Below are 25,900 nucleotides of genomic sequence, written 5' to 3'. Positions count from 1 at the left end.
CAGACAGGTCTCGGGTGATCACTGCCGCGAGGCCGGTGACACGGGCTCCAGACACGCACGAGGTGGGGGCACGACAGCGCCATGGCACAGGGCACGGTCCAGGTGACGCACACCGGCACATCGCGGTGGCGGCGCCGCACAGGCGAGTACGCCTCCCTCACCGCGGCTCTGGAAGCGGCGGCGGACGGTGATGTGCTCACCGTCGCGCCGGGCACCTACCGGGAGAATCTGGTCATAGCCCGCGCGGTGACCCTGCGGGGCCCCGAGGGCTCCCTCGGCTCCGTACGGATCGCTCCCGTCGACGGTGTCCCCCTGACCCTGCGTGCCTCCGCCGTCGTCCAGGACCTGCACGTGGAGGGCCAGGACTCCGCCGCCCCGGCCCTGCTGGTGGAGGAGGGCGCCCCGGACCTCGCCGACCTGCGGATCGTGACCCGCTCGGCCGCCGGGATCGAGGTGCGCGGGGCGGCCCGTCCCACCGTGCGCCGCTGCACCGTCGACAATCCGGCCGGCGTCGGCATCGCCGTACTCGACGGTGCGGGCGGGGTGTTCGAGGAGTGCGAGATCGTCTCGGCCGGGCAGTCCGGCGTCTCGGTGCGTGAGGGAGCGCATCCGAGGCTGGAGCGCTGCCGCGTCCACCACGCCTCGGGCGCTGGCCTGTCCGTCACCGGCGAGGGCAGCGGTCTGGAGGCGTTCGGCTGCGAGATCTACGAGATCAAGGGCAGCGGGATACAGGTGTCGGCCCGCGCCGCCGCCCATCTCACCGACTGCACGGTGCACCGCACCTCCTCGGACGGCGTCACGCTCGACACCGACGCGGTGCTCACCCTGGCCGACTGCGACATCCACGACATCCCCGAGAACGCGGTGGATCTGCGGTCCCGCTCCGTCCTCACGCTGACCCGCTCGACGGTGCGCCGGTTCGGCCGCAACGGGCTCTCCGTCTGGGATCCGGGGACCAGGGTCGACGCCAACCAGTGCGAAATCCACGACAGCACCGGCGACTACCCGGCGGTCTGGGTCAGCGACGGGGCCACCGTGATACTGGACGCGTGCCGCGTCCACGACGTGCCGGACGCCCTTTTCGTGCTGGACCGGGGCTCGCGCGCCGATGTCGTGGACAGCGATCTGTTCCAGGTCCGCAACACGGCGGTGTCGGTCAGTGACGGGGCGACCGCGCAGCTCGACGACTGCCGCATCAGGGAGGCGTCGACCGGGGCGTGGTTCCGTGACCACGGCAGCGGCGGAACCCTGAACAACTGCACGATCGACGCGGCGCAGACCGGCGTGATCGTCACCAAGGGCGCTGATCCGACGATCGAGCGCTGCACCGTCACCTCCCCCGCCGAGGCGGGCTTCTACGTGTCGGCCGAGGGGCGCGGCACCTTCCACAGCTGCCGGGTCACCGGCAGCGAGGGGTACGGCTTCCATGTGATGGACGGCTGCCGTACGACGCTGACGCGCTGCCGCACGGAGAGGTGTGCCCGCGGCGGTTACGAGTTCGCGGAGGGCGGGGCCCACGGCGACGGCTCGTCGATCGGGCCGGTCGTGGAGGACTGCACCAGCGACGAGAGCGGGCTGCGTACCGCCACTCCCCCGCCGCCCGCCGTCCTGACCGCCACCCAGTCGACGCCCGGGCTGCTGGGCGGGGTCCCCGCGCCGCGCGCGGTGGAACCCGCGGCGGCCGAGGTACCGGCCGAACCCGCGCGCACCTCGGGAGCGGTGCTCGGCGAACTGGACGCGCTGGTCGGCCTCGACAGCGTCAAGCGCGAGGTGCGCGCGCTCACCGACATGATCGAGGTGGGGCGCCGGCGTCAGCAGGCGGGCCTGAAGGCCGCTTCGGTCCGCCGCCATCTCGTCTTCACCGGCTCCCCCGGCACCGGCAAGACGACGGTGGCCCGGCTGTACGGCGAGATCCTGGCCTCCCTGGGGGTGCTGGAGCGGGGCCATCTGGTCGAGGTGTCCCGGGTCGACCTGGTCGGCGAGCACATCGGCTCGACCGCCATCCGCACCCAGGAGGCCTTCGACCGGGCGCGCGGCGGGGTGCTGTTCGTCGACGAGGCGTACGCCCTGTCCCCCGAGGACTCCGGCCGGGACTTCGGCCGGGAGGCGATCGACACGCTCGTGAAGCTGATGGAGGACCACCGGGACGCGGTGGTCGTCATCGTCGCCGGGTACACCCACGAGATGGAGCGGTTCCTCACCGTGAACCCGGGGGTGGCCTCCCGCTTCTCACGGACCATCACCTTCAGCGACTACGCGCCCGAAGAGCTCCTCCGCATCGTCGAGCAGCAGACCGAGGAGCAGGAGTACAGCCTGGCGTCCGGGACCGGGGAGGCGCTGCTGAAGTACTTCACCGAGCTTCCCAAGGGGCCCGCCTTCGGCAACGGCCGCACGGCCCGCCAGACCTTCGAGTCGATGGTCGAACGGCATGCGGGCCGGGTCGCCCAGCTCGCCGAGATGAGCACGGACGATCTCACTCTGCTGTTTCCGGAAGACCTTCCGGAGCTCCCCTGACCCTGCTCCCGGACACGTCGGCCTGGTGGGGCAGGACGGGCGTGAGCCGTTCCAGGAGCGCGGCACGTTCCTCGGCGAAGACGGGGTCCGCCTGGTAGTCGGAGTGCCCGAGCACCGGCTCGGGAAGCGGGTGCTCGCGGGTGCGGCCGTAGACCAGCGGGTCCTTCAGCGGGCCCCGGTCCACCTCCGGCCCGGATTCCTCGCCGAGGCGCACCTCGCCGCCGATCGGGTCGGTGGAGCGCCACAGGTTGCGCCAGCAGTGGACGGACCGGTGCAGCCCGTGCAGTTGGACGGGGCCGAAGTAGGCCGGGAACCAGCGCCCGTAGAGACGTTCGATCGGCGAGCCGTAGGTGAGCAGGGCGACCCGGCCCCGGGTCTCGGCGGGCAGTTGCCAGACCGCAGAGGCGGCCAGGACGCTGCCCTGGGAGTGGCCCGAGATGACGAGCCTGCCGCGGGTGCGCGCGGTCCAGGCGCACATGCGTGAGGCCAGGTCGGGGACGGCCCGCTCGGCGTAGCACGGCGGGGCGAACGGGTGTGCGGCGCGCGGCCAGAACGTCCCCACGTCCCAGAGGATGCCGATGGTGCGCCGGGCCGAGGCGTCCCGGTAGGCGCGCCTCCCGCAGGCGACGAACACCAGGAAGCCGAAGCCGATGAGCCAGGAACCGGTGGACTGTGCCGCCTCGGCCACCGATTCGACGAAGGGGCTGCTGCCGTCCATCGCGAGGCCGGGGACCTGGCCGCTCGCCCACGCCCCACCGACCGCCGCCGCACCGAGCAGCAGCGTGGCGCCGGAGAGCAGACCCAGCATGCCGGGGGCCGAGTCGGTGAGCGCGGCCGTGGCGCGGGCCCGGGCGATCTGCCTGGTCCGCGCGAGGTCGGGCCGCTCCTCCTCGTACTCCGCGTCGACCAGCGGCTCCAGCCGGCGGGCGGCGCGGTACGTCCGCAGGCCGAGCACGAGGCACGGGACCAGCAGCAGCACCAGGAGCACCGGAATGACGGAGGCCTGCCAGCTGAGGAGCACCGGTGGTCCCTCTATGAAGGCGCTGCGGCCCATCCCGGGGCTGCCGGGACCGTCGAGCCAGTCCGCGACGCGCTGGGCGACACCGCCGGTCATCACACCGCCGAGGGCACAGGCGAGCATCGCGACGGCGGGGCCGCCGAGTCCGTGCAGTACGGTGCGCGGCTCGGGGCTGCGCCGGTACAGGTCCAGCGACACGACGGCGAGGAGCACGACGAGCGCGCCCTGGGCGAGGGTGACGTCGCGGAACACGGCGTCGCCGGGGAGCGCTCCGGCGGAGACCCAGTCCGGTCGGGACCATGCGGCGTGCAGCGCGGTGAGGACGAGCAGGACGAGGGCGGTGGCGGGCAGATACGTGACCACGGCGCGGTCGAGGCGGTTGTCGAGGCGCCGTTCGCTCCGGCCGCGCCGGCAGACGACCCCGAGCACGACGAGCGCCCCCAGCACGAGCAGGGCTTCGATCAGCCGCCCGAACACCTCGGGCACGGGTCCGGTGACGGAGCGGTCCCGGCGGGCCGCCGCGCCCGCGACGAACGCGGTGACGGTGAGGAACCCGGCGGCCGTGTGGGCGGCGCGCAGTCGCGCGACGAGCCGGCGTCCGTACCAGAATCCGGGCCGCCCGAGCGCGGGCCGCAGCACGGCTGCCGCACCCGTCCCGGGGACCGGCGGCAGTGCGTCGTCCTGCGGGTCCGTGCCGGTGAGCGGGCGCTGGGACTCGTAGGCGCTCCACGTCCGGTTGGACAGGTACCAGAGCAGTCCCACCAGCGCGGTCGGCGCGAGGGCGGCGAGGGCGAGGCGGCGGCCCGGCTGGGACCACCAGCCGCCCTGCGAGGCGGACAGGAACCCCAGCCACGACCGCTGGTCGGAACACTCCCGTACGCCCGCGCACTGCCATGCGGCCAGATCGAGCGCGACCTCGCAGACGGCGGCGGTCAGCAGGACGGTGAGGCTCAGCGCCACGAGCCGGACGAGCACGCCGTACAGCCTGATCGCCCGGGGGCGGCGCGTGGCGGCCGGGCGCATCCAGTGGGCGATGTTGATCACCATGAAGGGCAGCAGCAGGAGCCACAGCGCGCGGGAGCCGTTGCCGGAGGTCAGATTCGACCAGCAGTACGCCTCGGGAATGGGCCGGTCCCGGTAGCGCTCGGGACGGGACTCCGCGTCGACGTCGTCGGATCGCCGGTAGATGGCGGCGGTGGCGTCACCGGTGACCCGGACCGTGCGCGGATCGACGAGCATGTCCTGGGGGGTGGCTCCGCCCACGCCGTGGACGAGCAATTCCAGTGCGGGCCCTTCGCTCTGCGGGGGCCGGTCGGCAGGTGGCACGGGGGTGACTCGCTCTCGAACGTGGGGCGCGGCTGATGCCCGGTCACCAGGGTGGGGGAAGAGTCCCGGTGTCCGCACCGCTCTTGCGTAATCTCCCCAGTGGGGCCGCCCGCGACACCGCGTGGCAGGATGAGCCGTCGGCATGGACCGTCGCACGGCCAGAGGGAAGGACCGGGCACTGCGTTGAGCGAGAATCAGAATCTGCTCGCGGAGCAGCGGCGTGCGCTGATCCTCGACGAGGTGCGCAGGCGCGGCGGGGTCAGGGTCAACGAGCTGACCCGGAAGCTGAGCGTCTCCGACATGACCGTCCGCCGGGACCTCGACGCGCTGGCCCGCCAGGGCGTCATCGAGAAGGTGCACGGGGGCGCGGTGCCCGTGGTCGAGGCGAGTACGCACGAGCCCGGGTTCGAGGCGAAGTCGGCGCTGGAGCTGACCGCCAAGGAGGACATCGCACGGGCCGCGGCCGCGATGGCCGTGCCGGGCAGCGCCATCGCGCTCTCGGGCGGCACCACCACTTTCGCCCTCGCCCAGCAGCTGCTGGACGTACCGGACTTGACGGTGGTGACCAACTCGGTGCGGGTCGCCGACGTGTTCCATGCCGCGCAGCGTCCGGGCTCGCCCGGTACGCGGCCGGGTGCCGCGACGGTGGTGCTCACCGGTGGGGTCCGGACCCCTTCCGACTCGCTGGTCGGCCCGGTCGCCGACCGGGCGATCGCCTCGCTCCACTTCGATGTGCTCTTCCTCGGTGTGCACGGGATCTCGGTGGAGGGCGGACTGTCCACGCCGAATCTGGCGGAGGCCGAGACCAACCGCCGCTTCGTCCAGTCGGCCCGGCGTGTGGTGGTGGTCGCCGACCACACCAAGTGGGGCACGGTGGGCCTGAGTTCGTTCGCCACGCTGGACCAGGTGCACACGTTCGTCACGGACGGGGGCCTGTCCGCGGGCGCCCGTGAGGAGATCGAGGAGCATCTGCCGGGTCTCGTGGTGGCGGGCCGGGCGGCGAACGGCGAGCCGGGCGAGGACTGAGCCACGGATTCCGCTCAGCTCGCGCCGGGGCCGTGACGTCCTAGGATCGAAGGGTGGCCGTCTTCCGGATCGAGCGCTTCACTCCCCTGCCCGCCGCCGAGTCCTGGCGCCGGGTGACGGACTGGGAGCGGCACGCCGCGCAGGTCCCGCTGACGACGATCACGGTGCCCACCGGGCTGCCGACGCGTGTGGGGACGCTCTTCGTGGCGCGTACGGGGATCGGCCCGCTGGGTTTCGACGATCCGATGGAAGTGGTGCGGTGGTCACCGCCGTCCGGCGGCAGGGCGGGGATGTGCCGACTGGAAAAGCGCGGCCGGGTGGTGCGGGGCCGGGCGTCGATCGATGTGTATCCCACCCGTGCGGGATCCCATGTGGTGTGGGTGGAGGAGCTCTCCGTGCGGCTGCTGCCCCGGTGGGGCGATCCTCTGCTCTCCGGCGCGGGCCGTCGGCTCTTCGGCCGGGTGCTCGACTCCATGCTGGACAGGCCCGCGCAGCCGTACGGCTGAGCCCCTGGGTGGCGCCCGGGCCGCGTCCCGTACCGCACCGCGATCCGGGACGCCGAACTCGGCGACATCTGACGGCGTGTCAGCTAAGGTGTCCGCGAAGCCGTCCGCCGCCGACCGCACGGGAGGTGCGTTCATGGCACGCCGACTCCGCTCCGTAGACCTGGACTTCGTCGAGGCCGCCCCGCTGCGGCTGGTCTTCGCCGCCGAGGCCTCGGCGCCGCCCGACGCCGTGTACCACGCACTGGCCGACGACGTAGAGGGCTGGCCCGGCTGGTTCACGCCCGTGACGGTGGCGCTGCCGCTCGACGGCGGTGCGGGCCGCGAGGTGCGGCTGCGGGGCGGGATCGCGTTCCGCGAGACGGTCGTGGCCACCGATCCCGGTGAGCGGTACGCCTACCGCGTCGACCGGTCCAACGCCCCGGGACTGCACGCCCTGGTGGAGGAATGGCGGCTGACCCCGGCCGGGACCGGCACCCGGGTGCAGTGGACCTTCGCGGCCGACGGTTCGCCCCTGTTCCGGTTCACGTTGCGACGGGCGCGGGGTGCGGTGGGGCGGTCGTTCCGGGACGCGGTGCGCAATCTGGACCGCCGGCTCTCGGCGGCCACCGCCTGAGAGCCGTGGCGCACCGGGGCGGTCCGGTCAGGCCGGTCCCTCCTCCTGCCCCGGCCAGTGGCCGGTGGCCAGGAAACGATCGATCGTCCGCGCGTACGGGGCGATGTCGAGTCCCTGCGCGGCCAGCCAGTCGTCGGAGTAGTACTTGTCGAGGTAGCGGTCACCCGGGTCGCAGATCAGGGTGACGACGCTGCCGGTGCGGCTCTGCGCGAGCATCTCGGCGACCAGCTTGAAGGCGCTCCACAGGCCAGTGCCCGTGGAACCGCCCGCCTTGCGGCCGATGGACCGTTCCAGGGTGCGCACGGCCGCGACGGTGGCCGCGTCCGGGACCTTCATCATCCGGTCGATGGCGCCCGGCACGAAGCTCGGTTCCATCCGCGGCCTGCCGATGCCCTCGATGCGGGAGCCGCAGTCGCTGGTGGCGTGCGGGTCGTGATGGGTCCAGCCGTCGAAGAAGCAGGAGTTCTCCGGGTCCGGCACACAGATGCGCGTGTCGTGCTGCATGTAGTGCACGTACCGCGCGATGGTCGCCGACGTGCCGCCCGTGCCCGCCGTGGCGACGATCCAGGCCGGCTCCGGGTACCGCTCCATCCTCAGCTGCTGGTAGATGGACTCCGCGATGTTGTTGTTGCCCCGCCAGTCCGTGGCCCGCTCGGCGTACGTGAACTGGTCCATGTAGTGACCGCCGGTCTCGGCGGCGAGCCCGGCGGACTCCTCGTAGATCTTGCGCGCGTCGTCGACGAAGTGGCAGCGGCCGCCGTGGAATTCGATGAGCCGGCACTTCTCGGGGCTGGTGGTGCGGGGCATCACGGCGATGAACGGGACGCCGATCAGCTTGGCGAAGTACGCCTCCGAGACGGCGGTCGAACCGCTCGACGCCTCGATCACGGGCTTGCCGGGACGGATCCAGCCGTTGCAGAGCCCGTAGAGGAACAGCGACCGTGCCAGCCGGTGCTTGAGGCTGCCGGTCGGGTGCGTCGACTCGTCCTTGAGGTAGAGGTCGATGCCCCAGCTCTCGGGGAGGGGGAAGCGCAGCAGATGGGTGTCGGCGGAGCGGTTCGCGTCGGCCTGGACCTTGCGGACGGCCTCCTTGAGCCAGGCGCGGTACGCCAGGTCGGTGCGGTCGATGTCGACGGTCGCCACAGCGTCGCCGTCGTACCCGTGCTCACTCGTGCCCATCAGCGCGCTTCTCCTCGTAGGACCGGTCCCGGCGGCCCCACGATATGCCCCCTACCTGCACAAACATTGACTTTGATACTCCATAGCACTGCCTTGGTGCCCCGCGCGCGCTCCGGCGGGAGGCCGCGTCAGGAATGGCCCGTTGCGTCCCGTTCCGCTCTGGTGCTCACGCCCCCCGGTGGGCACACTTCCTCTCAGGGGCGTGATGAAGGGGGCGAAGGGGCCGTGCACGAAACGGAGTTCAGTGAGACGGGTGTACGTATCGACCGGTGGGCGCGCTCGCTCACCAGGGCGGGGCAGGTCACCGTCAAGGACGGCCGGGTGGCTCTGCTCACCAGCTACGGCCGGGAGATCGACAGCGCGCCGGCCGGGACGGTGAGCGCGGGCAGACCGTGGTTCGCGGGCGCGGACGCCACGGTGGCTCGGGTGAACGGCACGCGGTACCGGCTGACGATGCCACGGCGCCCCGACAAGCCGGATGACGCCGGACCGGCCCGCCGCTTCCTGGAAGCCGTGCGCCGGGCGGGCGGGCGGCGGGGCTGACGGAGCGGGGCCGCGGGGACACCGCGAGTTGCGGAGCCGTGGTGGCTGGGCGACATTGGAGTCACGTCACTCATGGTTCACCGGCGGTGACAATGCGATCCAGGCCGCCGGCCCGGAACCAGCAGCCAGCCATCTGCTGGGTCCGTCCCTTCGTCTTCTTCCGGACCTACTTCGGGGAGTCGCAGCCGTGATCAGCGAGCCAAGCAGGCACTGCACGGTGGAGCTCCAGGCCCTGCCGTCGCGGATCGGTCAGGTCCGCAGAATCATCTCGGCGCAGTTGCGCTACTGGCATCTCGATCCATTGATCGACCAGGCAGCGCTCGGCGTGACAGAACTGCTGACCAATGTCCACCGGCACGCACAGCCGGACAAATCATGCACCGTCGAGGTCGAGTTGCTGCTCGAACGACTGACGGTGTCCGTCCACGACCACGACCCACGGCTGCCGACCGTGCGCGAGGCCGGCGACTCCAGTACGTCGGGGCGCGGACTCGCACTGATTGCCGCGGTCAGTGAGAGCTGGGGCGTCCGCCCCCGGGGCGGTGCGGGAAAGGTGGTCTGGTTCACCCTTCCCACCCCCTCGCTGTTCGCCACACAGCCACCGCACGCGCTGTACGGGGCGACGACCGACGGGCCGTTCGAACTGAACGGCATCACCGCACCGGAGGGCGCGTCGCCTTCGGTGGCCAGGTCGGTGGTCGTCGGCTGACGCCGCAGGAGCGGGGCGCCCCTCGGGGCGTCCCGCTTTTGGCGTGCCCGTACGGCGGGGGTCTTTCGTGTGGATCGGGCTGGATCAGGGGGCGCGGTTCGGTGCCGTGCGTCGCGAGGCGGAGGGGGGAACTCACCTCCGGCACCGCGTTCATCGGCGACACCGTACCCGGTGCCCTCGACGACCGCAGGCTCACCCTTGTCGCGTCGCCGAGGCGTCGGATTCGTCTCCCAGGCCTGCAACCTCCTGCCGGCGCTCACCGTCGCCGGGAACACAGGGTGTCGAGTCCCGCGGCGCAGTGCATCAGCGTGGACTTGCCGGGGCCCGAGGGCCCCATGATCGCGGTGAAGCGGCCGGCCGGGAAGCCGACGTTCACCCCGTCCAGGGCCCTGACCTCGGTGTCGCCCGTGCGGAGACCTTCACCGCGTCGACGACGCGGGCGGCGGTCGTGGTGCCGGTGGCGGGAACGGTCGTGGTCATGCCGCACCGCCCTTGCCGAGGGTGCCGAACTGCTCGTCGAGGACGGAGAGGCGGCGCCAGTACTCGTCCTCGTCGATCTCCCCGGCGGCGAAACGCCGACCGAGCAGGGTGATCGGTGAGGTTTCGGCGGGGCCGTACCGCTCCGCGCGGAGCTGCCACGGGCCGCGCCTGCCGCGCCATACGGTGCGCCGCAGCACGGTGACGACGGTGATGACGACGGCTGCCCAGACGAGCGGGAAGAGGAGGACCCACGGTCCGGGTCCGCCGTCGAAGGCCAGGGTGTTCATCTTGGTCAGCTCCTCGGTTCACGGTTCGGGATGCGCGTTCTCTGTCACCACCGAGCCTGTCTCCCGAGGGGGCCCACGTCGTCGTACGGCCAGCGGCAGTGCGCGTACCCCGCCGGGAGTAGACGGCGGCCGCCCGGCTGCTCCCGCCCTCTCGTGCAGGGCCCCTGGATTCTGTACCTACTGGTATGTACAGTGAGCGCATGAGCACTTCGGACCGTCTGATCGAAGCCACCAGGGAGCTCCTGTGGGAGCGCGGCTATGTGGGCACCAGCCCGAAGGCCATCCAGCAACAGGCGGGCGCGGGCCAGGGCAGCATGTACCACCACTTCGCCGGCAAGCCGGATCTGGCGCTGGCCGCCATCCGCCGCACGGCCGAGGAACTGCGCGGGACGGCGGGCCGGGTGCTGGACACGCCCGGTTCGGCCTACGAGCGGATCTCCGGATATCTGCTGCGTGAGCGCGAAGTACTGCGCGGCTGCCCGGTGGGGCGGCTGACGATGGATCCGGAGGTCATCGCCAGCGACGCGTTGCGGGCGCCTGTGAACGAGACGATCGCCTGGCTCCGCGGCCGGCTCGCCGAGATCGTCCAGGAGGGTCTGGACCGCGGCGAGTTCGAGCGCCCTCTGGTGCCCGAGGACGTCGCGGCATCGATCGTCGCGACCGTGCAGGGTGGCTACGTACTGGCCCGCGCCTCGGGCTCGGCGGACGCCTTCGACGCGGCCGCCCGGGGGCTGCTGACGCTGCTCGCCCCTCGTACGGAAACCGCCTGACGCCCCGTCGTACGCGGCCCGTCGACACTGCTCGCCCGTCGTGCGAACGCCCCAGCCCCCTCGCACGCCACCCACCCCGAGGAGCACCCCGCGCATGCGCATCATCAGGAACCGGCCCGGCACACAGTCCGGACCGGCCGAGCACTTCAACGGCTCCGTCTGGATCGACGAGGTCGCCGCTCCCGGGCCGCCCTCCCGGCTGAGGCTCTTCAGTGTGCACTTCGCACCGTCCGGGCACACCGGCTGGCACACGCACCCGCACGGACAGGTGCTCCACGTCACCGAGGGCGAAGGCCTGGTGCAGCGCCGGGGCGGTCCGGTGGAGGCGATCCGGGCGGGTGACACGGTGTGGATCGAGCCGGGCGAGTGGCACTGGCACGGGGCGGCCCCGTGCACGTTCATGACCCATCTCGCCCTCGTCGAGGCGGCCGAGGACGGCTCCACCATCCATTGGCACACCGACGCCCGCGTCCCCGAGTACCCGGCAGCCTGAGGAGCGCGCCATGCATGCGATGCAGTACGAGATCACTCTGCCCGCCGACTACGACATGGGCGTCATCCGCGAACGCGTGGCGACGAGGGGCCACCTCATGGACGCCTTCCCGGGCCTCGGCATCAAGGCGTACCTGATGCGGGAGCGCGGCGAGGACTCACCGGTCAACCAGTACGCGCCGCTCTATCTCTGGACCGCGGCCGAAGGGATGAACTCCTTCCTCTGGGGAGCCGGGTTCCAGGGCATCGTGCGAGACTTCGGGCGCCCCGAGGTGCAGCACTGGACCGGCCTGTCGTACGAGGAGGGCCCGGCGTCGGCCGCACTCCCCCGGTCGGCCACCCGCCTGCGCTCGCCGATGCCTCCGTCGGCCGCTCCGGCTGACGTGGTCGAGGCCGCCCTGGAGGAGAGCCGGCGGCTCGCGAAGGTGCCCGGCTCGGTCGCCACGGCGCTGGCCGCCGACCCCCGCCACTGGGAACTGCTCCACTTCACGCTCTGGGAGCACCCCGCACCGCAGGAGGACGGCGACCGCTACGAGGTGCTCCATCTCAGCCGTCCGGAGCGCGAACGGCTCGGGGCGGGGCGCTCGTGGTAGCCGCGGTCCGTACCGTGCTCGGTGACATCCCCGCGGACGAGCTGGGGGTGTGCGACGCGCACGACCACCTCTTCCTGCGCACTCCCGTGCTGCCGGGACAGGAGCTCGACGACCCCGTGGTGGCGGCCGAACGGCTGCGGGCCTTCGGCGGGTTCGGCGGGCGGTCCGTGGTGCAGTGGACGCCGTACGGGATGGGACGCCGGGCCGACGTGCTGGCGGAGCTGTCCCGCTCGACGGGCACCCATGTGGTGGCGGCGACGGGGCTGCACCAGGCCGCGCACTACCCGCCCGCGCTGCTCGACCGGATCCGGGACGGCCTCGCCTCGCTGTTCGTCGCCGAGCTGACCGTCGGGATCGGCTCGACGCAGGTGCGGGCGGGCCTGATCAAGGTCGCCGGCGCCTTCCACACGGTCGACGCTCACGCCCGGCTCACCATGACGGCGGCCGCCGAGGCGCATCACCGCACGGGGGCGCCGATCGCCGTCCACCTGGAGCTGGGCACGGCCGCGCAGGACGTACTCGACCTGCTGTGCGGCACGTTGGGTGTCCCGCCGCACCGCGTGATCCTCGGACATCTCGGCCGGTCGCCCGACGGCGCCGCACAGCGGGAGGCGGCGCGGGCCGGGGCCTTCCTCGCGTTCGACGGTCCGTCGCGGGCCCATCACGCGACGGACTGGCGACTGCCCGAGGAACTCGCGGCTCTCGCCGGGGCCGGGTTCGGCGGGCAGTTGCTGCTGGGCGGCGACACGACCGTGCCGGAGACTCCGGGCATGCCGCATCTGCTGCACCGGCTGCGCCCGCGCCTGGCCGAGGTACTGGGGGAAGAGGCCGTGGAGGAGATGCTGATCGCCAACCCGGCGCGGGCGTTCGCGTTCGAGACTCCGGCACCGTCCTCCTGAGGACCGGCTCCGGCACAGCCCGCGCGAGCACCCGGCTCCGCACAGCTGTCCTGCGGGGCGGCTCCGGCACAGCTGTCCTGCGGGACGGCTCCGGCACAGCGGCGGCGTGGTCGGCCGCCCCGTACTCAGGCGAGCGCGCCCAGCGGGTCGTCCAGCACCGGCTGCCAGGCCAGCTCCGCCGCTCCGACCAGGCTGTTGTGGTCGAGGGTGCAGGGCAGGATCGGCACACTGCCGCTGCGCCCCCACAGGCTGCGGTCCGCGACCACCGCGCGCAGCCGCTCCGGGTCAGCGTCCAGCAGAGCGCGGTGCAGACCGCCGAGGATGATGCGGTCCGGGTTCAGGATGTTGACGAGTCCCGCGAGCCCGAGGCCGAGCCGGTCGATCAGTTCCTCGGCGGCGTTGCGCACCGCCGCGTCGTCGTACTCGTTGCGCAACAGGTCCCCGGACTGCTTGAGCAGCGATTCCTCGGGGCCGGGGGCACGTCCGGCCGCGGTGAGGAAGGCGAGCGGGTCGGTCTCGACGTCGAGGCAGCCGCGACCGCCGCAGTGGCAGGGGCGTCCCTCCGCGTTGACCGTGAGGTGGCCGACCTCCAGGGCCAGGCCCGAACTCCCGGTGTGCAGCCGGCCGTCCAGGACGAGCGCGCCGCCGACACCGCGGTGGCCGGTGGCGACACACAGCAGGTGCTGGGCCCCGCGCCCGGCTCCATGACGGTGCTCGGCGAGCGCGGCAAGGTTGACGTCGTTCCCGGTGAACGCCGGTCCGGTGATGCCCGCTTCGCGGACGCACGAGGCGAAGATCTCGCGGACGGGGGCGCCGGCGGGCCAGGCGATGTGGAGCGGGTTGAGCGCGGTGCCCTCCGGCTCGGCGACGGCCGACGGAACCGCGAGACCCGCCCCGACGCATCGCAGGCCACTGTCGCGGAGCAACCGGGCGCAGTCGTCCACGACTTCGCCGATGACCTGGGCGGGATCCGCCGTGATGGTGACGCAGCCGGGGGCGGTCGCGACGAGCCGGCCGCCGAGCCCGACCAGCGCGGCCCTGAATCCGTCCGCGTGCACCTGGGCGGCGAGGGCCACCGGTCCGGACTCACGCACGGCCAGCCGGTGCGAGGGCCTGCCCTGCGAGCCGGCGGCAGAGCCGGGGCTCGAGTCGACCTGGATCAGCCCGAGGGCCTCCAGCTCCGCGGCGACCGCCCCGGCGGTGGCACGGGTGACGCCCAGCTCGGAGGTGAGGACGGCGCGGGTGGGCGCGCGTCCGGTGTGGACCAGCTCCAGCGCGGGTCCGAGCGCGCTGCGGCCCCTCTCCAACTTCGTCCGGGTGGTGGTCACCTTGCCGTTCATGGGGGCGAGTCTCCCATGATCCGGAGGTGATGCGGACGCCGCAGCGCCCCTCCTCACCGCCGTGACGCCCCACCGTGCGGCGTGGAACCTCCGCGCCCGGCACGCCGCCCGGGCGCGGTGGGCGGCCGTCTTGCGCCCGTCGTCCGCGGGCCTCTATGCTGACTTTGTGCCGCAACTAAACAAACTGCGGACGGCACTGCCGGGGGGACCGGGCGAAAACACCGCCCCACCTTCATCGACACGCCTCCGTACCGCGCTGACCGTGTTCTTCGCCCTCGACGGGTTCCTCTTCGCCGGCTGGGTGGTCCGCATCCCGGCCATCAAGCAGCAGACCGGCGCCTCGGCCTCAACCCTCGGCCTCGCACTTCTCGGCGTGTCCGCCGGCGCCGTGATCACCATGATGTTCACCGGCCGGCTCTGCCGCCGTTTCGGCAGCCATCCGGTGACCGTGGTCTGCGGCGTCCTCCTGCCGCTCAGCATCGCGCTGCCCGCCCAGACGCATTCGGCGCTCTCACTCGGCCTGGTGCTCCTGGTGTTCGGCGCCGCGTACGGCGGCATGAACGTGGCGGCGAACAGCGCGGCGGTGGATCTGGTCGCCGCCCTGCGGCGCCCTGTGATGCCCAGCTTCCACGCGGCGTTCAGCCTGGGCGGCATGATCGGCGCCGGACTGGGCGGGCTGGTCGCGGGAGGCCTCTCACCCTCCGCGCACCTGCTCTGGCTGACCGGGATCGGACTGCTCGTCACCGCGTTCGCGGGGCCCGTCCTGCTGCGTTACCCGTCACTCAAGCCCGCCCCCGCGGCGGCCGACGGCGAGGCGGACCCCCAGCGCCTGACCGGACGGGCGCGCCGTGTGGTGCTCCTGTTCGGCGTCATCGCGCTCTGCACCGCGTACGGCGAGGGGGCCCTCGCCGACTGGGGCGCCCTCCACCTGGAGCAGGACCTGCACGCCCACCCCGGGGTCGCGGCGGCGGGCTACTCGCTGTTCGCGCTCGCCATGACGGCGGGCCGGCTCACCGGCACGGTCCTGCTCGAACGGCTCGGGCAGACCCGCACCCTGGTGGCGGGCGGCGCCACCGCGGCGGCCGGAATGCTGCTCGGCTCGCTCGCCCCGACCACGTGGCTCGCCCTGCTCGGGTTCGCCGTCACCGGACTCGGCCTGGCGAACATCTTCCCGGTAGCGGTCGGCAGGGCCGGAGAGCTGGCCGGTCCCGGCGGAGTGGCCGCCGCCTCGACGCTCGGTTACGGCGGCATGCTGCTCGGGCCTCCCGCGATCGGCTTCCTGACGGACTGGTTCTCCCTTCCCGTGGCGCTCACCACGGTGGCACTGCTGGCGATGGCCGCGGCGGGCCTGGGGTACGGTGCGCGCAATGCGGCGAACACACGAGCGAGTGAGTAGCCGTACTCAGGCCGGAACGGTTCTCCCGTCGCAGGATGGAGACGTAACGACCCCGCCCGCCGGATGTCGCGGGTGAGGTCGTCGGACATCGACGGGGAGCACACCATGAACAAGCCGGTCCTGACCAAGCAGCACGTCCGCGCGCTCGCACGCCTCACGTTCGGCAACGCCGCGTCGCTGATCTACCTGGGCGTGGTGGTGGCGACCACGGTGTTCGTCACGGTGGACACGCTGTTCGTCTTCCACGAAGACGCCTCGTTCGCCGGGGTCTGGCTCTTCGCCCTGGCGGCGCCGACCGTCTTCGTCTTCCTCGTCGGGAGCTCGATGCTGGGAGCGGAGACGCTCGGACCGGACTGGTTCGTCTACCTGGCGCTGGTGGTGTCCGTGCTGGTGCAGTCGCTCGCGCTGGGCTGGTTCGCACGCCTGGTGCGCGGCGCCCGCGGCCGGACCCGCCGGGCCCACCCCCAGAGCGCCTGAGCCCCTGGCACAATCCCTGCCATGAAGATCGCGGAGCACATACGAACCCTGGCCTCCGAAGGCCGGTTGCTGGCGGACGCGGCCCAGGAGGCGGGGACTGGCGCACCGGTGCCGACCTGCCCGGGCTGGCAGGTACGCGACCTGCTCAGGCACACCGCGATGGTGCACACCTGGGCGACCGCGTTCGTGACCGAGGGCCACATGTCGTACGTCCCCGACACCGGGGAGCCGGACCTCGACGGGCCGGCGCTGCTCGACCGGTTCCGCGCGGGGCACGGGCTCCTGGTGGAGGCGCTGGAGCGCGCACCGCAGGACCTGGAGTGCTGGGCCTTCTTCGCGGCGCCCTCGCCCCTGGCCTTCTGGGCGAGGCGACAGGCACACGAGACGACGATCCACCGGGTGGATGCCGAGTCCGCCCGCGGCGGGCCCCTCTCCCCCGTGGCAGCCGGCCACGCGGTGGACGGCGTCGACGAGTTGCTGCGCGGGTTCCACGCCCGTCCGAAGAGCAGGGTGCGCACCGATGCGCCGCGCACCCTGCGCGTGCGGGCGACGGACACCGGCACCGTGTGGACCGTACGGCTCTCCACCGAGCCCCCGGTCACCGTGCGCGAGGATCTGTCCCCTGCGGCCGTGCGCGAGGGCGAAACACCCGTACTTCCGCCCGTGGACTGCGAGTTGTGCTCCACCGCCCAGGAACTCCTGCTCACGCTCTGGAACCGGCGGCCCCTCACGGCTCTCACGGTGACCGGCGACCTGGACCTCGCCGGGCTGTGGCGCGAGAACTCCTCGGTCACCTGGTCCTGAGACGGCGGGGACACGCGGCGGGCGGCCTTGTTGACCCGCCACCGCACCTGTGACACTTCGGGCATGGAACACCGAAGCCAGGCGGACCGCGACGCCGTGACCGTCGAGATCGGCTTCGCCGTGCTGACCGGAGCCCTGCTGGCGGGGGCCGCGTTCGCCACCGTCTGCGCCCCCGCCCTCCTGCTGGCTTCGGGCGGCGTGGGCTCCGGGCTGGTCGTGGGCGCGACCGTCGTGGCCGTACTGGTCTTCTTCGGGCGCGTCGTCGACGTGCTGTGGCGGTTCGGCCACCGCACTACGGAGCGCGAGATCGACGGGCGCGGCCCGGTGCTGCCGGATCAGCCCAGCCAGCCCGGGCGCACCAACCCCGACTCATAGGCCAGCACGACGAGTTGGGCCCGATCGCGGGCGCCGAGCTTCACCATGGTCCGGCTGACGTGGGTCTTGGCGGTGAGCGGACTGACGACGAGACGGCGGGCGATCTCGTCGTTGGACAGGCCGATGCCGACCAATGCCATCACCTCCCGCTCCCGGTCGGTGAGCGCACTCAGGGAGGTCGCCGCGGTGGGTTCCTTGGAGCGGGCGGCGAACTCGGCGATCAGACGGCGCGTGACGCCCGGCGACAGCAGCGCGTCCCCGCCGACCACCGCCCGCACGGCCCGCAGGAGTTCCTCCGGTTCGGTGTCCTTGACCAGGAATCCGGAGGCTCCGGAGCGGATCGCCTCGAAGACGTACTCGTCGAGTTCGAAGGTGGTGAGCATGATCACCTTCACGTCGTCGAATGCCGGGTCCTGGGTGATGCCGCGGGTCGCGGCGAGTCCGTCCAGGTGCGGCATCCGGATGTCCATCAACACCGCGTCCGGACGCAGTTCACGCACCAGCCGGACGGCCTCCTCGCCGTCGGCCGCCTCTCCCGCCACCTCGATGTCCGGCTGGGCGTCCAGCAGGGCCCGGAACCCTGCCCGGACGAGCAGTTGGTCATCGGCGAGCAGTACGCGGATCACGGTGTCTCCTCCCGGTGGGCCGCCCCGCCGGCCGGCAGCGGGAGTTCGGCCCGTACCCGGAAGCCGCCGTCGGGCCGGGCGCCCGCCTCGATCGTGCCACCCAGGGCCGCCGCCCGCTCCCGCATTCCCGCCAGTCCGTTGCCGCTGCCCCCGGCGTCCGTACCGGTGGCGGGCCCCTCGTCGTCGATGCGGAGCGTGATGCGGCCCGTCCGGTAGCCGACCCGGACCTGCGCCGTACGTGAACCGGAGTGCCGTACCACGTTGGTCAGTGCCTCCTGAACGATCCGGAACGCGGCCAGGTCCGCGCCGGGCGGTACGGCCCCGCGTGCGCCGTCCGTCGTGACGGTGACGGTCAGCCCGGCGGTCGCGGCCTGTTCGACCAGTTCGGGAAGCCGGTCGAGCCCGGGAGCCGGCGCCCTGGGCGCGTCACCGGGCGTACGCAGGGTGTCCAGGACCTGCCGCACCTCGCCGAGCGCCTCCTTGCTGGCGTCCTTGATCGTGGTGAGCGCGGTGCGGGCCTGCTCGGGGTCGGTGTCGAGCAGGGCGAGCCCCACGCCTGCCTGGACGTTGATGACGGAGATGCTGTGCGCGAGGACGTCATGGAGCTCACGGGCCATCCGCAGCCGCTCCTCGTCGGCCCGCCGCCTCTCCGCGACTGCCCGCTCGGCCCGCTGAGCGGCCCACTGCTCACGGCGTACGCGGACGAACTCGGCGGCCGCGACTATGGCCACCACCCAGGCGGCGACACCCAGTTCCTGCCCCCAGGGCGGCGCGGCGTCGTCATCGGGGGGCAGCCATCGGTAGAGCCAGTGCGCCACCACGAGGTGCCCCACCCACACCATGGCGACCGCCGACCACGCGGCCCTTCGGTGTCCGGCGACGACGGCACTGAAGCAGCCCACGGCGACGGCCAGGAAGACCGGGCCGTACGGGTAGCCGGCACCGAGGTAGACCGTCGCCGCGGCCGAGGCCCCGAAGACGGCCACGACGGGGTGGCGGTGGCGGAACAGCAGCACCGCCACCGCGGCGAAGAGGAGGAGCCGGGCGAAGAGGTCGAGCGGGGCCTTCTCGTCCAGCTGCCCATGGGCCGCGAAGCTCGAGCCGGCCATGACGACGACACCGAGCAGGATCGTGGACGCCCAGGGCAGCCGGCCGGTGGCCCGCCCCTGGGGGCCCGTCAGCCAGCGCGGCGGCTCCCCGCTGTTCCAGCGGCCCCACGGGCTCCGGGAGCCTGCCGTCCGTTCGCCCTGCCTGCCGCGCGCCCAGGGCGCTCGACGCGACGGCCCGCCCGGATTGCCGGCGGGACCGTCACCTGTCTGTGCGCGCTGCTCGTCCATGCCGGCCACGCTAGACGGCGCACCGGCGCACCGGCGTCCGCCGGGCGTGGTGATCACTCGTACTCCCTGGGGAGTACGGCGAACGGGGCGGCGACTGCTGCCGGCCGCCGTGCCCGTCGCCGGCCGGCAGCTCCAGCCCTCGTCCCCGGTCGCCGCCTCCGGCCTCTGCCCCGGCTGCTACTTCCGGCCGCCGAGCAGGCCCACCGTCCGGGCCAGTTCCGTCACGGCCTGCCGGAAGAAGACCTCACGTTCCTCCACCACGTGGTTGAACTGGCCGAACAGCTCGAACGACAGCAGACCGAAGAGCTGTGCCCACGCGGCGACGAAGGGGGCGACCACCGCCGGCGGCAACCCCGGGGCGAGGTCGGCCGCGAGCCGTTCGGCCTCGGGACGCAGTTCCTCGGCGAGCGGTGGCAGCGCGAGCCCCTCTTGGCGTTGCGCGTCCTCGACGACGGCCATCAGGACGTAGGGGACCCGGGACGCGGGGCCGATGGTGGCCTGCGGTGCGGTGTAGCCGGGGACGGGTGATCCGTAGATGAGGGCGTACTCATGGGGGTGCGCCAGGGCCCACTCCCGTACGGCGCACGCGACCGCGACCCAGCGGGCCAGATGGCCGCCGGGCCGGGCGGACGCGGATGCTGATGCGGGCGCGGGCGTAGATGCGGATGCGGATGCGGATGCGGGAGGCTCCGTGGCGGCGGGCCGCTCGGGCGCGGGCGACTTCCCGGCGGCGGGGCGGCCGGGCGCGTCGGCTTCCGCCGTCTCTTCCACCGCCGTGCGGTGGGCGTGCTCGGCGGCTTCGCCCACGGAGTCGTACGCATCGACGATCAAGGCGGTGAGCAGCTCGTCGCGGCTGGGGAAGTAACGGTAGAGCGCCGAGGACACCATGCCGAGTTCGCGCGCCACGGCTCGCAGCGAGAGCTTGGCCGCGCCCTCGGCCGCGAGCTGTTTTCGCGCCTCGTCCTTGATGGCGGCGGTGACCTCGATACGGGCCCGTTCCCTGGCTCCCCGGATAGCGCTCATGACCGTCAGTCTGCCACGGAACGGAAGCACCGACCAATAACGAGAGCAGTGCTCTTGCTTTTGAGCGCGGCTTCCGTGCACACTGATCTCAAGCGAGAGCACCGCTCTCCCAAACGGTGGGGGTCCCCATGTCGCAGCCGTACTACCTTCAGGGCAGCCCGTTCACCATCCGGATGAACAGCGTCATCGGATGGCTGGCGCGGCACGGGGTCAGCCTGCTCGGTTCGCAGGAGCTGTCGGTGCGGGGCCGCAAGAGCGGGCAGTTGCAGCGCGTTCCCGTGAACCCCCACACCCACGGAGGCGTGCAGTACCTCGTCTCCGCTCGGGGACACTCCCAGTGGGTGCGCAACATGCGGGCCGCGGGCGGCGGCGAGCTGCGGGTGGGCCGCAGGACCCGCGCGTTCACGGCCGTGGAGATCGCGGACGACGAGCAGAAGATGATCATCGTCCGCGCCTATTTGGAGCGCTGGGGCTGGGAGGTCAACCAGTACTTCCAGGGCATCACGGCCAAGTCCACGGACGCCGAACTACTGGCGGCCTGCCCCGACCACCCCGTCTTCCGGATCACCGTCGAAGGCTGACCCACGGCCGCGCGGGCGACGAGCCCCGGACCACGGCCGATGACCGGGGCCCACTACCGCGCAGAGGTCCGCCCCGATCGGGGCGGACCTCTGCGCGGTAGCGGGCCCCGAAGGTCAGCACACCTGGGGCCTCTCGTTCGGATCACCCTGGGCTCGCGGGGTTCGGCACCGTACCCCGCTCCCTGAGCCGGCATGACCCGAAACGAAAGACCCTAGCGGTCCATCGCCGACAGCGCCCGCTGCGCCAGCGGGTGCGAACGGACCAGTTCGGCCAGCGAGGTCGTCCCGCGGGTGATGCCCGCGAACGCGTTCCACGCGGGACGGAAGCCCGTGAGTACCGCGTGGAGCATGCCGGGGCGCCGCTCGAAGAGCTTCAGCATCCGCCGCCCCACGCTCATCTCGACACCGAGACCCGCCTTGATGGCGAACGCGTAGTTGAGCGCCTGGCGGCGGGCGTCCACCGCGTCGTGGGACTCCGCCACCCGCACCGCCCATTCACCGGCGAGCCGTCCCGAACGCAGCGCGAACGAGATGCCCTCACGGGTCCACGGCTCCAGCAGACCGGCCGCGTCCCCGCACACGAGCACCCGGCCGCGCGAGAGCGGCGAGTCGTCGCTGCGGCAGCGCGTCAGATGACCGGAGGAGATCTTCGGCTCGAAGCCCGCCAGGCCGAGCCGCGCGATGAAGTCCTCCAGATACCGCTTGGTGCCGCCACCGTCACCGCGCGCCGAGATCACCCCGACCGTCAGGGTGTCGCCCTTGGGGAAGACCCAGCCGTAACTTCCCGGCATGGGGCCCCAGTCGATCAGCACCCGGCCGGCCCAGTCCTCCGCGACCGTCTCCGGCACGGGGATCTCGGCCTCCAGGCCGAGGTCCACCTGGTCGAGCTTCACCCCGACATGCGCTCCTATCCGCCCGGCACTGCCGTCCGCGCCCACGACCGCACGGGCCAGGACGGTCTCGCCGCCGGACAGCACGACCGCGACCGTGCGCCGGTCGGGCACCGCGGCACCGTGCTGCTCGACCCGGGACACCGTCGCCCCGGTGCGCAGTTCGGCACCGGCCTTCTGCGCCTCCTCGACCAGGCCCGCGTCGAACTCGGGGCGGTTGATGAGGCCGAAGAGCATGCGCCTGGAGCGGCGGGTCCGTGCCAGTTTGCCGTTCAACGAGAACGTGACCGCGTGGATCCGGTCCCGCAGGGGCAGTTCGAAACCGGGCGGCAGCGAATCGCGCGAATACCCGATGATGCCGCCGCCGCACGTCTTGTAACGGGGCAGTTCCGCCTTCTCCAGAAGCAGTACCCGACGGCCGGCGACCGCCGCCGCGTACGCCGCGGAGGCTCCCGCCGGTCCTGCGCCGACTACGACGACGTCCCACACGGACGACTCTTCGTGCTCATGTCCGGCGTCTGCGTTCTCGCTGCTCACGATGTGCTTCTGCTCCCGATCCGACCAGTGGCCCAAGCTGCTTCCGGCATCCTACGGCGCGCTTCGGCCGGGCCCCGCTGTGGGAGGATCGGCCGAGCTTCCGTCGTACCGGCAACACCGCACTCCTGGTGTGCATGTACGCGGATACGTACACATAACGTCGCACCCACGAGGAGCGTGCCCATGACCGCCCATCCGATTTCCGAGACCGTCGCCTCGCTGATGCCCCGTGCCAAGGCGGAGCTGACCGAGCTGGTGGCCTTCCAGTCGGTGGCGGACCCCGCGGTGTTCCCCAAGAGCGAGTGCGAGGCGGCAGCCTCGTGGGTCGCCGACGCGCTGCGCGCCGAGGGATTCCAGGATGTCGCCCTGCTCGACACCCCGGACGGCACCCAGTCCGTCTACGGCTTCCTGCCCGGTCCGGCCGGGGCACCCACCGTGCTGCTCTACGCGCACTACGACGTGCAGCCGCCGCTCGACGAGTCCGCCTGGGTCTCCCCGCCGTTCGAACTGACGGAGCGTGACGGGCGCTGGTTCGGCCGGGGCTCGGCCGACTGCAAGGGCGGCTTCATCATGCACCTCCTCGCGCTGCGCGCCCTCAAGGCGAACGGCGGGGTCCCGGTCTCCGTCAAGGTGATCGCGGAGGGCTCGGAGGAGCAGGGCACCGGGGGCCTGGAGCAGTACGCCCAGGCGCACCCGGAGTTGCTCGTCGCGGACACCATAGTGATCGGCGACACCGGGAACTTCCGGGTCGGCCTGCCGACCGTGACCTCGACGCTGCGCGGGATGACGATGCTGCGGGTGCGGCTCGACACCCTCGAGGGGAATCTGCACTCCGGCCAGTTCGGCGGCGCCGCACCCGACGCCCTGGCCGCGATGATCCAGCTGCTGGCATCGCTGCGGGCGGAGGACGGCACGACGACCGTCGACGGCCTCACGACGGACGAGAAGTGGGACGGTCTGCAGTACCCGCAGGAGCAGTTCCGCCAGGACGCCAAGGTCCTCGACGGGGTCGAGCTCATCGGCACGGGTACGGTCGCCGACCGGATCTGGGCGCGCCCCGCGGTCACGGTCATCGGGATCGACTGCCCCGCGGTGGTGGGCGCGACGCCCTCGGTGCAGTCGAGCGCGCGGGCGCAGATCAGTCTGCGGGTGCCGCCGGGCGTGGACGCCGGCGAGGCGACGAAGCTGCTGACCGCACACCTGCGGGCGCACGCCCCGTGGGGGGCGAGGGTCGCGGTCGAGCAGGTCGGCCAGGGGCAGCCGTTCCGTGCGGACATCGCGAGTCCGGCGTACACCGCGATGGCGGACGCCATGCGGATCGCGTACGAGGGCCAGGAGATGCAGTCCTCGGGCATGGGCGGATCGATCCCGCTGTGCAACGCACTCTCCGAGCTGTACCCGGAGGCGGAAATTCTGCTGATCGGGCTGAGCGAGCCCGAGGCGCAGATCCACGCGGTGAACGAGAGTGTCTCGCCCGAGGAACTGGAGCGGCTCTCGGTCGCCGAGGCGCTGTTCCTGCGGAACTACGCCGCCTCCAAGGCGGTCTGAGCGGCCCTTCGGGTCGCTCGTGCGGAACGCGTTACCCGGCGTTCCGCACGTTCCGCGTTGAGCGAAGCACGCCCAGAGCGTAGATCCATGCGGCGGACTCCCCTGTCTGCGTACGTTCGTCGCATGGATCTCGTCGAGGTGATTCCCCAGTTGCACATGTTCCGTTTCCGGATCGGCCAGGCCTACCTCTGGCGCGACGGGGCGGAACTGACCCTGATCGACGCGGGCGACCTGAACGCGGCGCCTGCCATCGAGGACGCGGTGCGCGGTCTCGGTCTCGATCCCGCCCGCATCGCCCGGATCGTGATCACCCATGGCCATCGCGACCACTACGGCGCGGCCCAGGAGCTCGCCGACCGTCATGGTGCGGAGATCCTGGCGCACCGGCTCGACGCTCCGGTGGTCCGCGGTGAGGTGGAGATCGGCGATCCCGTACTGCTCGACTGGGAGCTCCCCCTTTACGCGCACGGGCTGACCGTGCCCGAGGCTCCACCGACCCGGGTCGACACCGAACTGTCCGACGGCGCGGTGCTGCCGTTCGGCGGTGGGGCACGGGTGGTCCATTCCCCCGGCCACACCCCGGGGTCCATCGGCCTCCACCTGCCGGACCACGGGGTGCTGTTCACGGGTGACTGCGTTGCCGAGGCGGGGCAGGTGATGCTCGGCGTCTTCAACATCCACCGCGAGCAGGCCCTGGCCTCGTTCCGCCGCCTTGCCGCGCTGGAGGCGACCACGGTCTGCTTCGGTCACGGTGAGCCTCTCACCACGGACGCCGTCGCCGTCATGCGTGCCTCAGCCGACCGGGACTCCGGCCTCCAGGTTGAGCACGGCTGAGCGCTCGCGGGCGCGCAGCGCCCAGCGCAGCCGTTCGTACCGGGTGGGAGGCAGCATGGTGGCCGCCTCCTCCTCGGTGACGAACCGCCAGCCCCGCAGTTCGGAACCGGGCAGCAGCAGCCGTTCGGCGTCCGCCCCCGGCAGCGTCCCGCCGTCGAAGAGCAGCCGCAGGCCTCCGTATCCGGGCGGCTTGGGGGCCTCCCAGTCGATGACGAGGAGTTTGGGCACCCGTCCGAGGTGGATCCCTATCTCCTCGGCCACCTCCCTGATCCCGGCCTGTGCCGGTGCCTCGCCGGTCTCCACCACACCTCCGGGAAACTCCCAGCCGGGTTTGTACGTGGGGTCGACGAGCAGTACCCGGTCGCGTTCGTCGAAGAGCAGTACGCCGGCCGCGACGGTTTCCGCCGTGGGGTCGGGTGTCTGGACGATCTCGCAGGCCGGGGCCGTCCCGGTGCGCACGGCCTCGGCAATGAGTTCGGCCGTCTCGCGGGGTGTCAGCGCGCTGTTGTCGATGGTGTGCGCGTCCCGGGTGATCCAGTCGAGGGCCGAGCGGTAGGGCTCGATGCGGTCGTACGCCCACTGACCGGTCCCGTCGACCGTCGCCGGATCGTCGGGGAACTCCGCACGGTGGGCGATGCGTTGGCGCAGGATCGTTTCCTCAGGTGAGAGCAGTACATGACGCACGGCGATGCGCCGGGAGGCAAGTCCTCCGAATATCTCGTCGCGGTACTCCTGTCGCAGTAGCGTCATCGGCACCACCAGCACCCCACCGAGTTCGGCGAGCAGCGCGGCCGCGGTGTCCACCACGAGTCGCCGCCAGATCGGGAGGTCCTGGAAGTCGGTCACCTCGGCGAGCTTCTTCTGCGGCAGCAGGGATCCCAGCCCCGTGCCGGTCACTTCCGGGTCGTAGAAGGTGCTGTTCGGGATCAGATCGATCAGTTCACGCGCGGCACTGGTCTTGCCCGCGCCGAACGCGCCGTTGATCCAGACGATCACGGTTCCCCCTCTTCCGTAGCCCCCAGTGGCTTGCCCGCAACACCCTGCCGTGAAAACACGACTGTGGCGATGCCGATGCGCGAACGCAACAGTGCACTGTGGCCGGCCGGCGTCTTCCCGTACGGGGCGGGGCTCGCCCCGGCATCATCCGGCCGTAACGACGACGGCGGGAGCGTCGTTG

25 protein-coding genes and 2 pseudogenes are annotated in these 25,900 nt (G+C 72.3%); 17 read left to right on the top strand and 10 right to left on the bottom strand.

Going from position 1 to position 25,900, the window contains the following annotated elements; genetic code table 11:
- Window positions 1–81: 81 nt before the first annotated feature.
- Entirely contained in the window at window positions 82–2,514 is a 2,433-nt protein-coding gene (locus ACFYPA_RS17860) for a right-handed parallel beta-helix repeat-containing protein (RefSeq protein ID WP_359078992.1), read from the top strand.
- On the opposite strand, the pseudogene ACFYPA_RS17855 reads toward ACFYPA_RS17860, so the two are convergent.
- Window positions 2,487–4,858, bottom strand: a pseudogene (locus ACFYPA_RS17855) (hypothetical protein); the annotation flags it as partial. The gene ACFYPA_RS17860 and the pseudogene ACFYPA_RS17855 overlap by 28 nt on opposite strands.
- Before the next feature lie 183 nt (window positions 4,859–5,041).
- Between ACFYPA_RS17855 and ACFYPA_RS17850 the strand changes: the two are divergent.
- The 3 genes from ACFYPA_RS17850 to ACFYPA_RS17840 all read left to right on the top strand — a co-directional run bounded on the left by ACFYPA_RS17850 (window position 5,042) and on the right by ACFYPA_RS17840 (window position 7,003).
- A complete protein-coding gene (locus ACFYPA_RS17850) occupies window positions 5,042–5,884 on the top strand; it encodes a DeoR/GlpR family DNA-binding transcription regulator (RefSeq protein ID WP_359078989.1) in 843 nt (280 codons plus the stop codon).
- Window positions 5,885–5,937: 53 nt separating this feature from the next.
- Complete coding sequence (locus ACFYPA_RS17845) at window positions 5,938–6,390, top strand: SRPBCC family protein (protein WP_359078987.1); 453 nt, start codon at window positions 5,938–5,940, stop codon at window positions 6,388–6,390.
- Window positions 6,391–6,523: 133 nt separating this feature from the next.
- Window positions 6,524–7,003 (top strand): SRPBCC family protein, encoded by a 480-nt coding sequence (locus tag ACFYPA_RS17840; RefSeq protein WP_389132700.1) that lies wholly within the window; start codon window positions 6,524–6,526, stop codon window positions 7,001–7,003.
- Between the two features lie 27 nt (window positions 7,004–7,030).
- Here the strand turns inward: ACFYPA_RS17840 and ACFYPA_RS17835 are convergent, their stop codons facing one another.
- Window positions 7,031–8,182, bottom strand: coding sequence for a PLP-dependent cysteine synthase family protein (locus ACFYPA_RS17835; RefSeq protein ID WP_359078983.1), 1,152 nt, complete (start codon window positions 8,180–8,182; stop codon window positions 7,031–7,033).
- A 225-nt stretch (window positions 8,183–8,407) separates the two neighbouring features.
- On the opposite strand from ACFYPA_RS17835, the gene ACFYPA_RS17830 reads away from it, so the two are divergent.
- Together ACFYPA_RS17830 and ACFYPA_RS17825 are read left to right on the top strand one after the other, a co-directional pair.
- A complete protein-coding gene (locus tag ACFYPA_RS17830; RefSeq protein WP_359078982.1) occupies window positions 8,408–8,725 on the top strand; it encodes a hypothetical protein in 318 nt (105 codons plus the stop codon).
- A gap of 187 nt (window positions 8,726–8,912) precedes the next feature.
- Entirely contained in the window at window positions 8,913–9,434 is a 522-nt protein-coding gene (locus tag ACFYPA_RS17825) for an ATP-binding protein (RefSeq protein ID WP_359078980.1), read from the top strand.
- 268 nt (window positions 9,435–9,702) lie between these two features.
- Here the strand turns inward: ACFYPA_RS17825 and ACFYPA_RS17820 are convergent.
- Window positions 9,703–9,914 (bottom strand): annotated as a pseudogene (locus ACFYPA_RS17820) (ATP-binding cassette domain-containing protein); the annotation flags it as partial.
- Window positions 9,911–10,201, bottom strand: a complete 291-nt coding sequence (locus tag ACFYPA_RS17815) for an SHOCT domain-containing protein (protein WP_359078978.1) — start codon at window positions 10,199–10,201, stop codon at window positions 9,911–9,913. The pseudogene ACFYPA_RS17820 and the gene ACFYPA_RS17815, both read right to left, overlap by 4 nt.
- Before the next feature lie 200 nt (window positions 10,202–10,401).
- On the opposite strand from ACFYPA_RS17815, the gene ACFYPA_RS17810 reads away from it, so the two are divergent.
- The 4 genes from ACFYPA_RS17810 (at window position 10,402) to ACFYPA_RS17795 (ending at window position 12,955) form a co-directional block, all read left to right on the top strand.
- Complete coding sequence (locus ACFYPA_RS17810) at window positions 10,402–10,971, top strand: TetR/AcrR family transcriptional regulator (RefSeq protein ID WP_389132696.1); 570 nt, start codon at window positions 10,402–10,404, stop codon at window positions 10,969–10,971.
- Window positions 10,972–11,065: 94 nt separating this feature from the next.
- Complete coding sequence (locus ACFYPA_RS17805) at window positions 11,066–11,464, top strand: cupin domain-containing protein (protein ID WP_359316476.1); 399 nt, start codon at window positions 11,066–11,068, stop codon at window positions 11,462–11,464.
- A gap of 10 nt (window positions 11,465–11,474) precedes the next feature.
- Entirely contained in the window at window positions 11,475–12,056 is a 582-nt protein-coding gene (locus tag ACFYPA_RS17800) for a DUF4865 family protein (protein WP_389132693.1), read from the top strand.
- A complete protein-coding gene (locus tag ACFYPA_RS17795; protein WP_359316471.1) occupies window positions 12,050–12,955 on the top strand; it encodes a phosphotriesterase in 906 nt (301 codons plus the stop codon). The genes ACFYPA_RS17800 and ACFYPA_RS17795 overlap by 7 nt, the downstream gene beginning before the upstream one ends.
- A gap of 125 nt (window positions 12,956–13,080) precedes the next feature.
- Here ACFYPA_RS17795 and ACFYPA_RS17790 read toward each other — a convergent pair whose 3' ends face one another.
- Window positions 13,081–14,295, bottom strand: coding sequence for an ROK family protein (locus tag ACFYPA_RS17790; RefSeq protein ID WP_359078969.1), 1,215 nt, complete (start codon window positions 14,293–14,295; stop codon window positions 13,081–13,083).
- Between the two features lie 262 nt (window positions 14,296–14,557).
- On the opposite strand from ACFYPA_RS17790, the gene ACFYPA_RS17785 reads away from it, so the two are divergent.
- The 4 genes from ACFYPA_RS17785 (at window position 14,558) to ACFYPA_RS17770 (ending at window position 17,347) form a co-directional block, all read left to right on the top strand.
- A complete protein-coding gene (locus ACFYPA_RS17785) occupies window positions 14,558–15,691 on the top strand; it encodes an MFS transporter (protein WP_359078967.1) in 1,134 nt (377 codons plus the stop codon).
- Between the two features lie 105 nt (window positions 15,692–15,796).
- On the top strand, window positions 15,797–16,168 hold the full coding sequence (locus ACFYPA_RS17780; RefSeq protein WP_359078965.1) for an SCO4225 family membrane protein: 372 nt from the start codon (window positions 15,797–15,799) through the stop codon (window positions 16,166–16,168).
- A gap of 21 nt (window positions 16,169–16,189) precedes the next feature.
- On the top strand, window positions 16,190–16,972 hold the full coding sequence (locus tag ACFYPA_RS17775; protein WP_389132689.1) for a maleylpyruvate isomerase family mycothiol-dependent enzyme: 783 nt from the start codon (window positions 16,190–16,192) through the stop codon (window positions 16,970–16,972).
- Window positions 16,973–17,035: 63 nt separating this feature from the next.
- The gene (locus ACFYPA_RS17770) at window positions 17,036–17,347 is read left to right on the top strand and encodes a DUF6332 family protein (protein WP_389132687.1); all 312 of its coding nucleotides are present in this window, start codon (window positions 17,036–17,038) and stop codon (window positions 17,345–17,347) included.
- Here ACFYPA_RS17770 and ACFYPA_RS17765 read toward each other — a convergent pair.
- The 3 genes from ACFYPA_RS17765 to ACFYPA_RS17755 form a co-directional block, all read right to left on the bottom strand.
- Window positions 17,308–17,973 carry a response regulator gene (locus ACFYPA_RS17765; RefSeq protein WP_389132684.1) on the bottom strand — a complete coding sequence of 222 codons (666 nt, stop codon included), beginning with the start codon at window positions 17,971–17,973 and terminating at the stop codon, window positions 17,308–17,310. The two genes, ACFYPA_RS17770 and ACFYPA_RS17765, sit on opposite strands and share 40 nt — an antisense overlap.
- Complete coding sequence (locus ACFYPA_RS17760; protein WP_389132681.1) at window positions 17,970–19,310, bottom strand: sensor histidine kinase; 1,341 nt, start codon at window positions 19,308–19,310, stop codon at window positions 17,970–17,972. Before ACFYPA_RS17760 ends, ACFYPA_RS17765 begins: the two co-directional genes overlap by 4 nt.
- Window positions 19,311–19,487: 177 nt before the next feature.
- Window positions 19,488–20,333, bottom strand: a complete 846-nt coding sequence (locus ACFYPA_RS17755) for a TetR/AcrR family transcriptional regulator (RefSeq protein ID WP_389132678.1) — start codon at window positions 20,331–20,333, stop codon at window positions 19,488–19,490.
- 128 nt (window positions 20,334–20,461) lie between these two features.
- Between ACFYPA_RS17755 and ACFYPA_RS17750 the strand changes: the two genes are divergently transcribed.
- The gene (locus tag ACFYPA_RS17750) at window positions 20,462–20,914 is read left to right on the top strand and encodes a nitroreductase family deazaflavin-dependent oxidoreductase (protein ID WP_359078954.1); all 453 of its coding nucleotides are present in this window, start codon (window positions 20,462–20,464) and stop codon (window positions 20,912–20,914) included.
- A 212-nt stretch (window positions 20,915–21,126) separates the two neighbouring features.
- Here the strand turns inward: ACFYPA_RS17750 and ACFYPA_RS17745 are convergent, their stop codons facing one another.
- Window positions 21,127–22,341, bottom strand: coding sequence for a geranylgeranyl reductase family protein (locus tag ACFYPA_RS17745; protein ID WP_359087051.1), 1,215 nt, complete (start codon window positions 22,339–22,341; stop codon window positions 21,127–21,129).
- 183 nt (window positions 22,342–22,524) lie between these two features.
- Between ACFYPA_RS17745 and ACFYPA_RS17740 the strand changes: the two genes are divergently transcribed.
- The gene (locus tag ACFYPA_RS17740; protein WP_359087052.1) at window positions 22,525–23,889 is read left to right on the top strand and encodes a dipeptidase; all 1,365 of its coding nucleotides are present in this window, start codon (window positions 22,525–22,527) and stop codon (window positions 23,887–23,889) included.
- 123 nt (window positions 23,890–24,012) lie between these two features.
- Window positions 24,013–24,723 (top strand): MBL fold metallo-hydrolase, encoded by a 711-nt coding sequence (locus ACFYPA_RS17735; RefSeq protein ID WP_359087053.1) that lies wholly within the window; start codon window positions 24,013–24,015, stop codon window positions 24,721–24,723.
- Here ACFYPA_RS17735 and ACFYPA_RS17730 read toward each other — a convergent pair.
- Window positions 24,682–25,719 carry an NUDIX domain-containing protein gene (locus ACFYPA_RS17730; protein WP_359321067.1) on the bottom strand — a complete coding sequence of 346 codons (1,038 nt, stop codon included), beginning with the start codon at window positions 25,717–25,719 and terminating at the stop codon, window positions 24,682–24,684. The two genes, ACFYPA_RS17735 and ACFYPA_RS17730, sit on opposite strands and share 42 nt — an antisense overlap.
- Window positions 25,720–25,900: the final 181 nt, after the last annotated feature.

This window comes from Streptomyces sp. NPDC005775, assembly GCF_042871565.1.
Taxonomy (GTDB): Bacteria; Actinomycetota; Actinomycetes; order Streptomycetales; family Streptomycetaceae; genus Streptomyces.
Note: the sequence above shows the minus strand (reverse complement) of the source record. Positions and strands in the feature narration are given on the sequence as shown.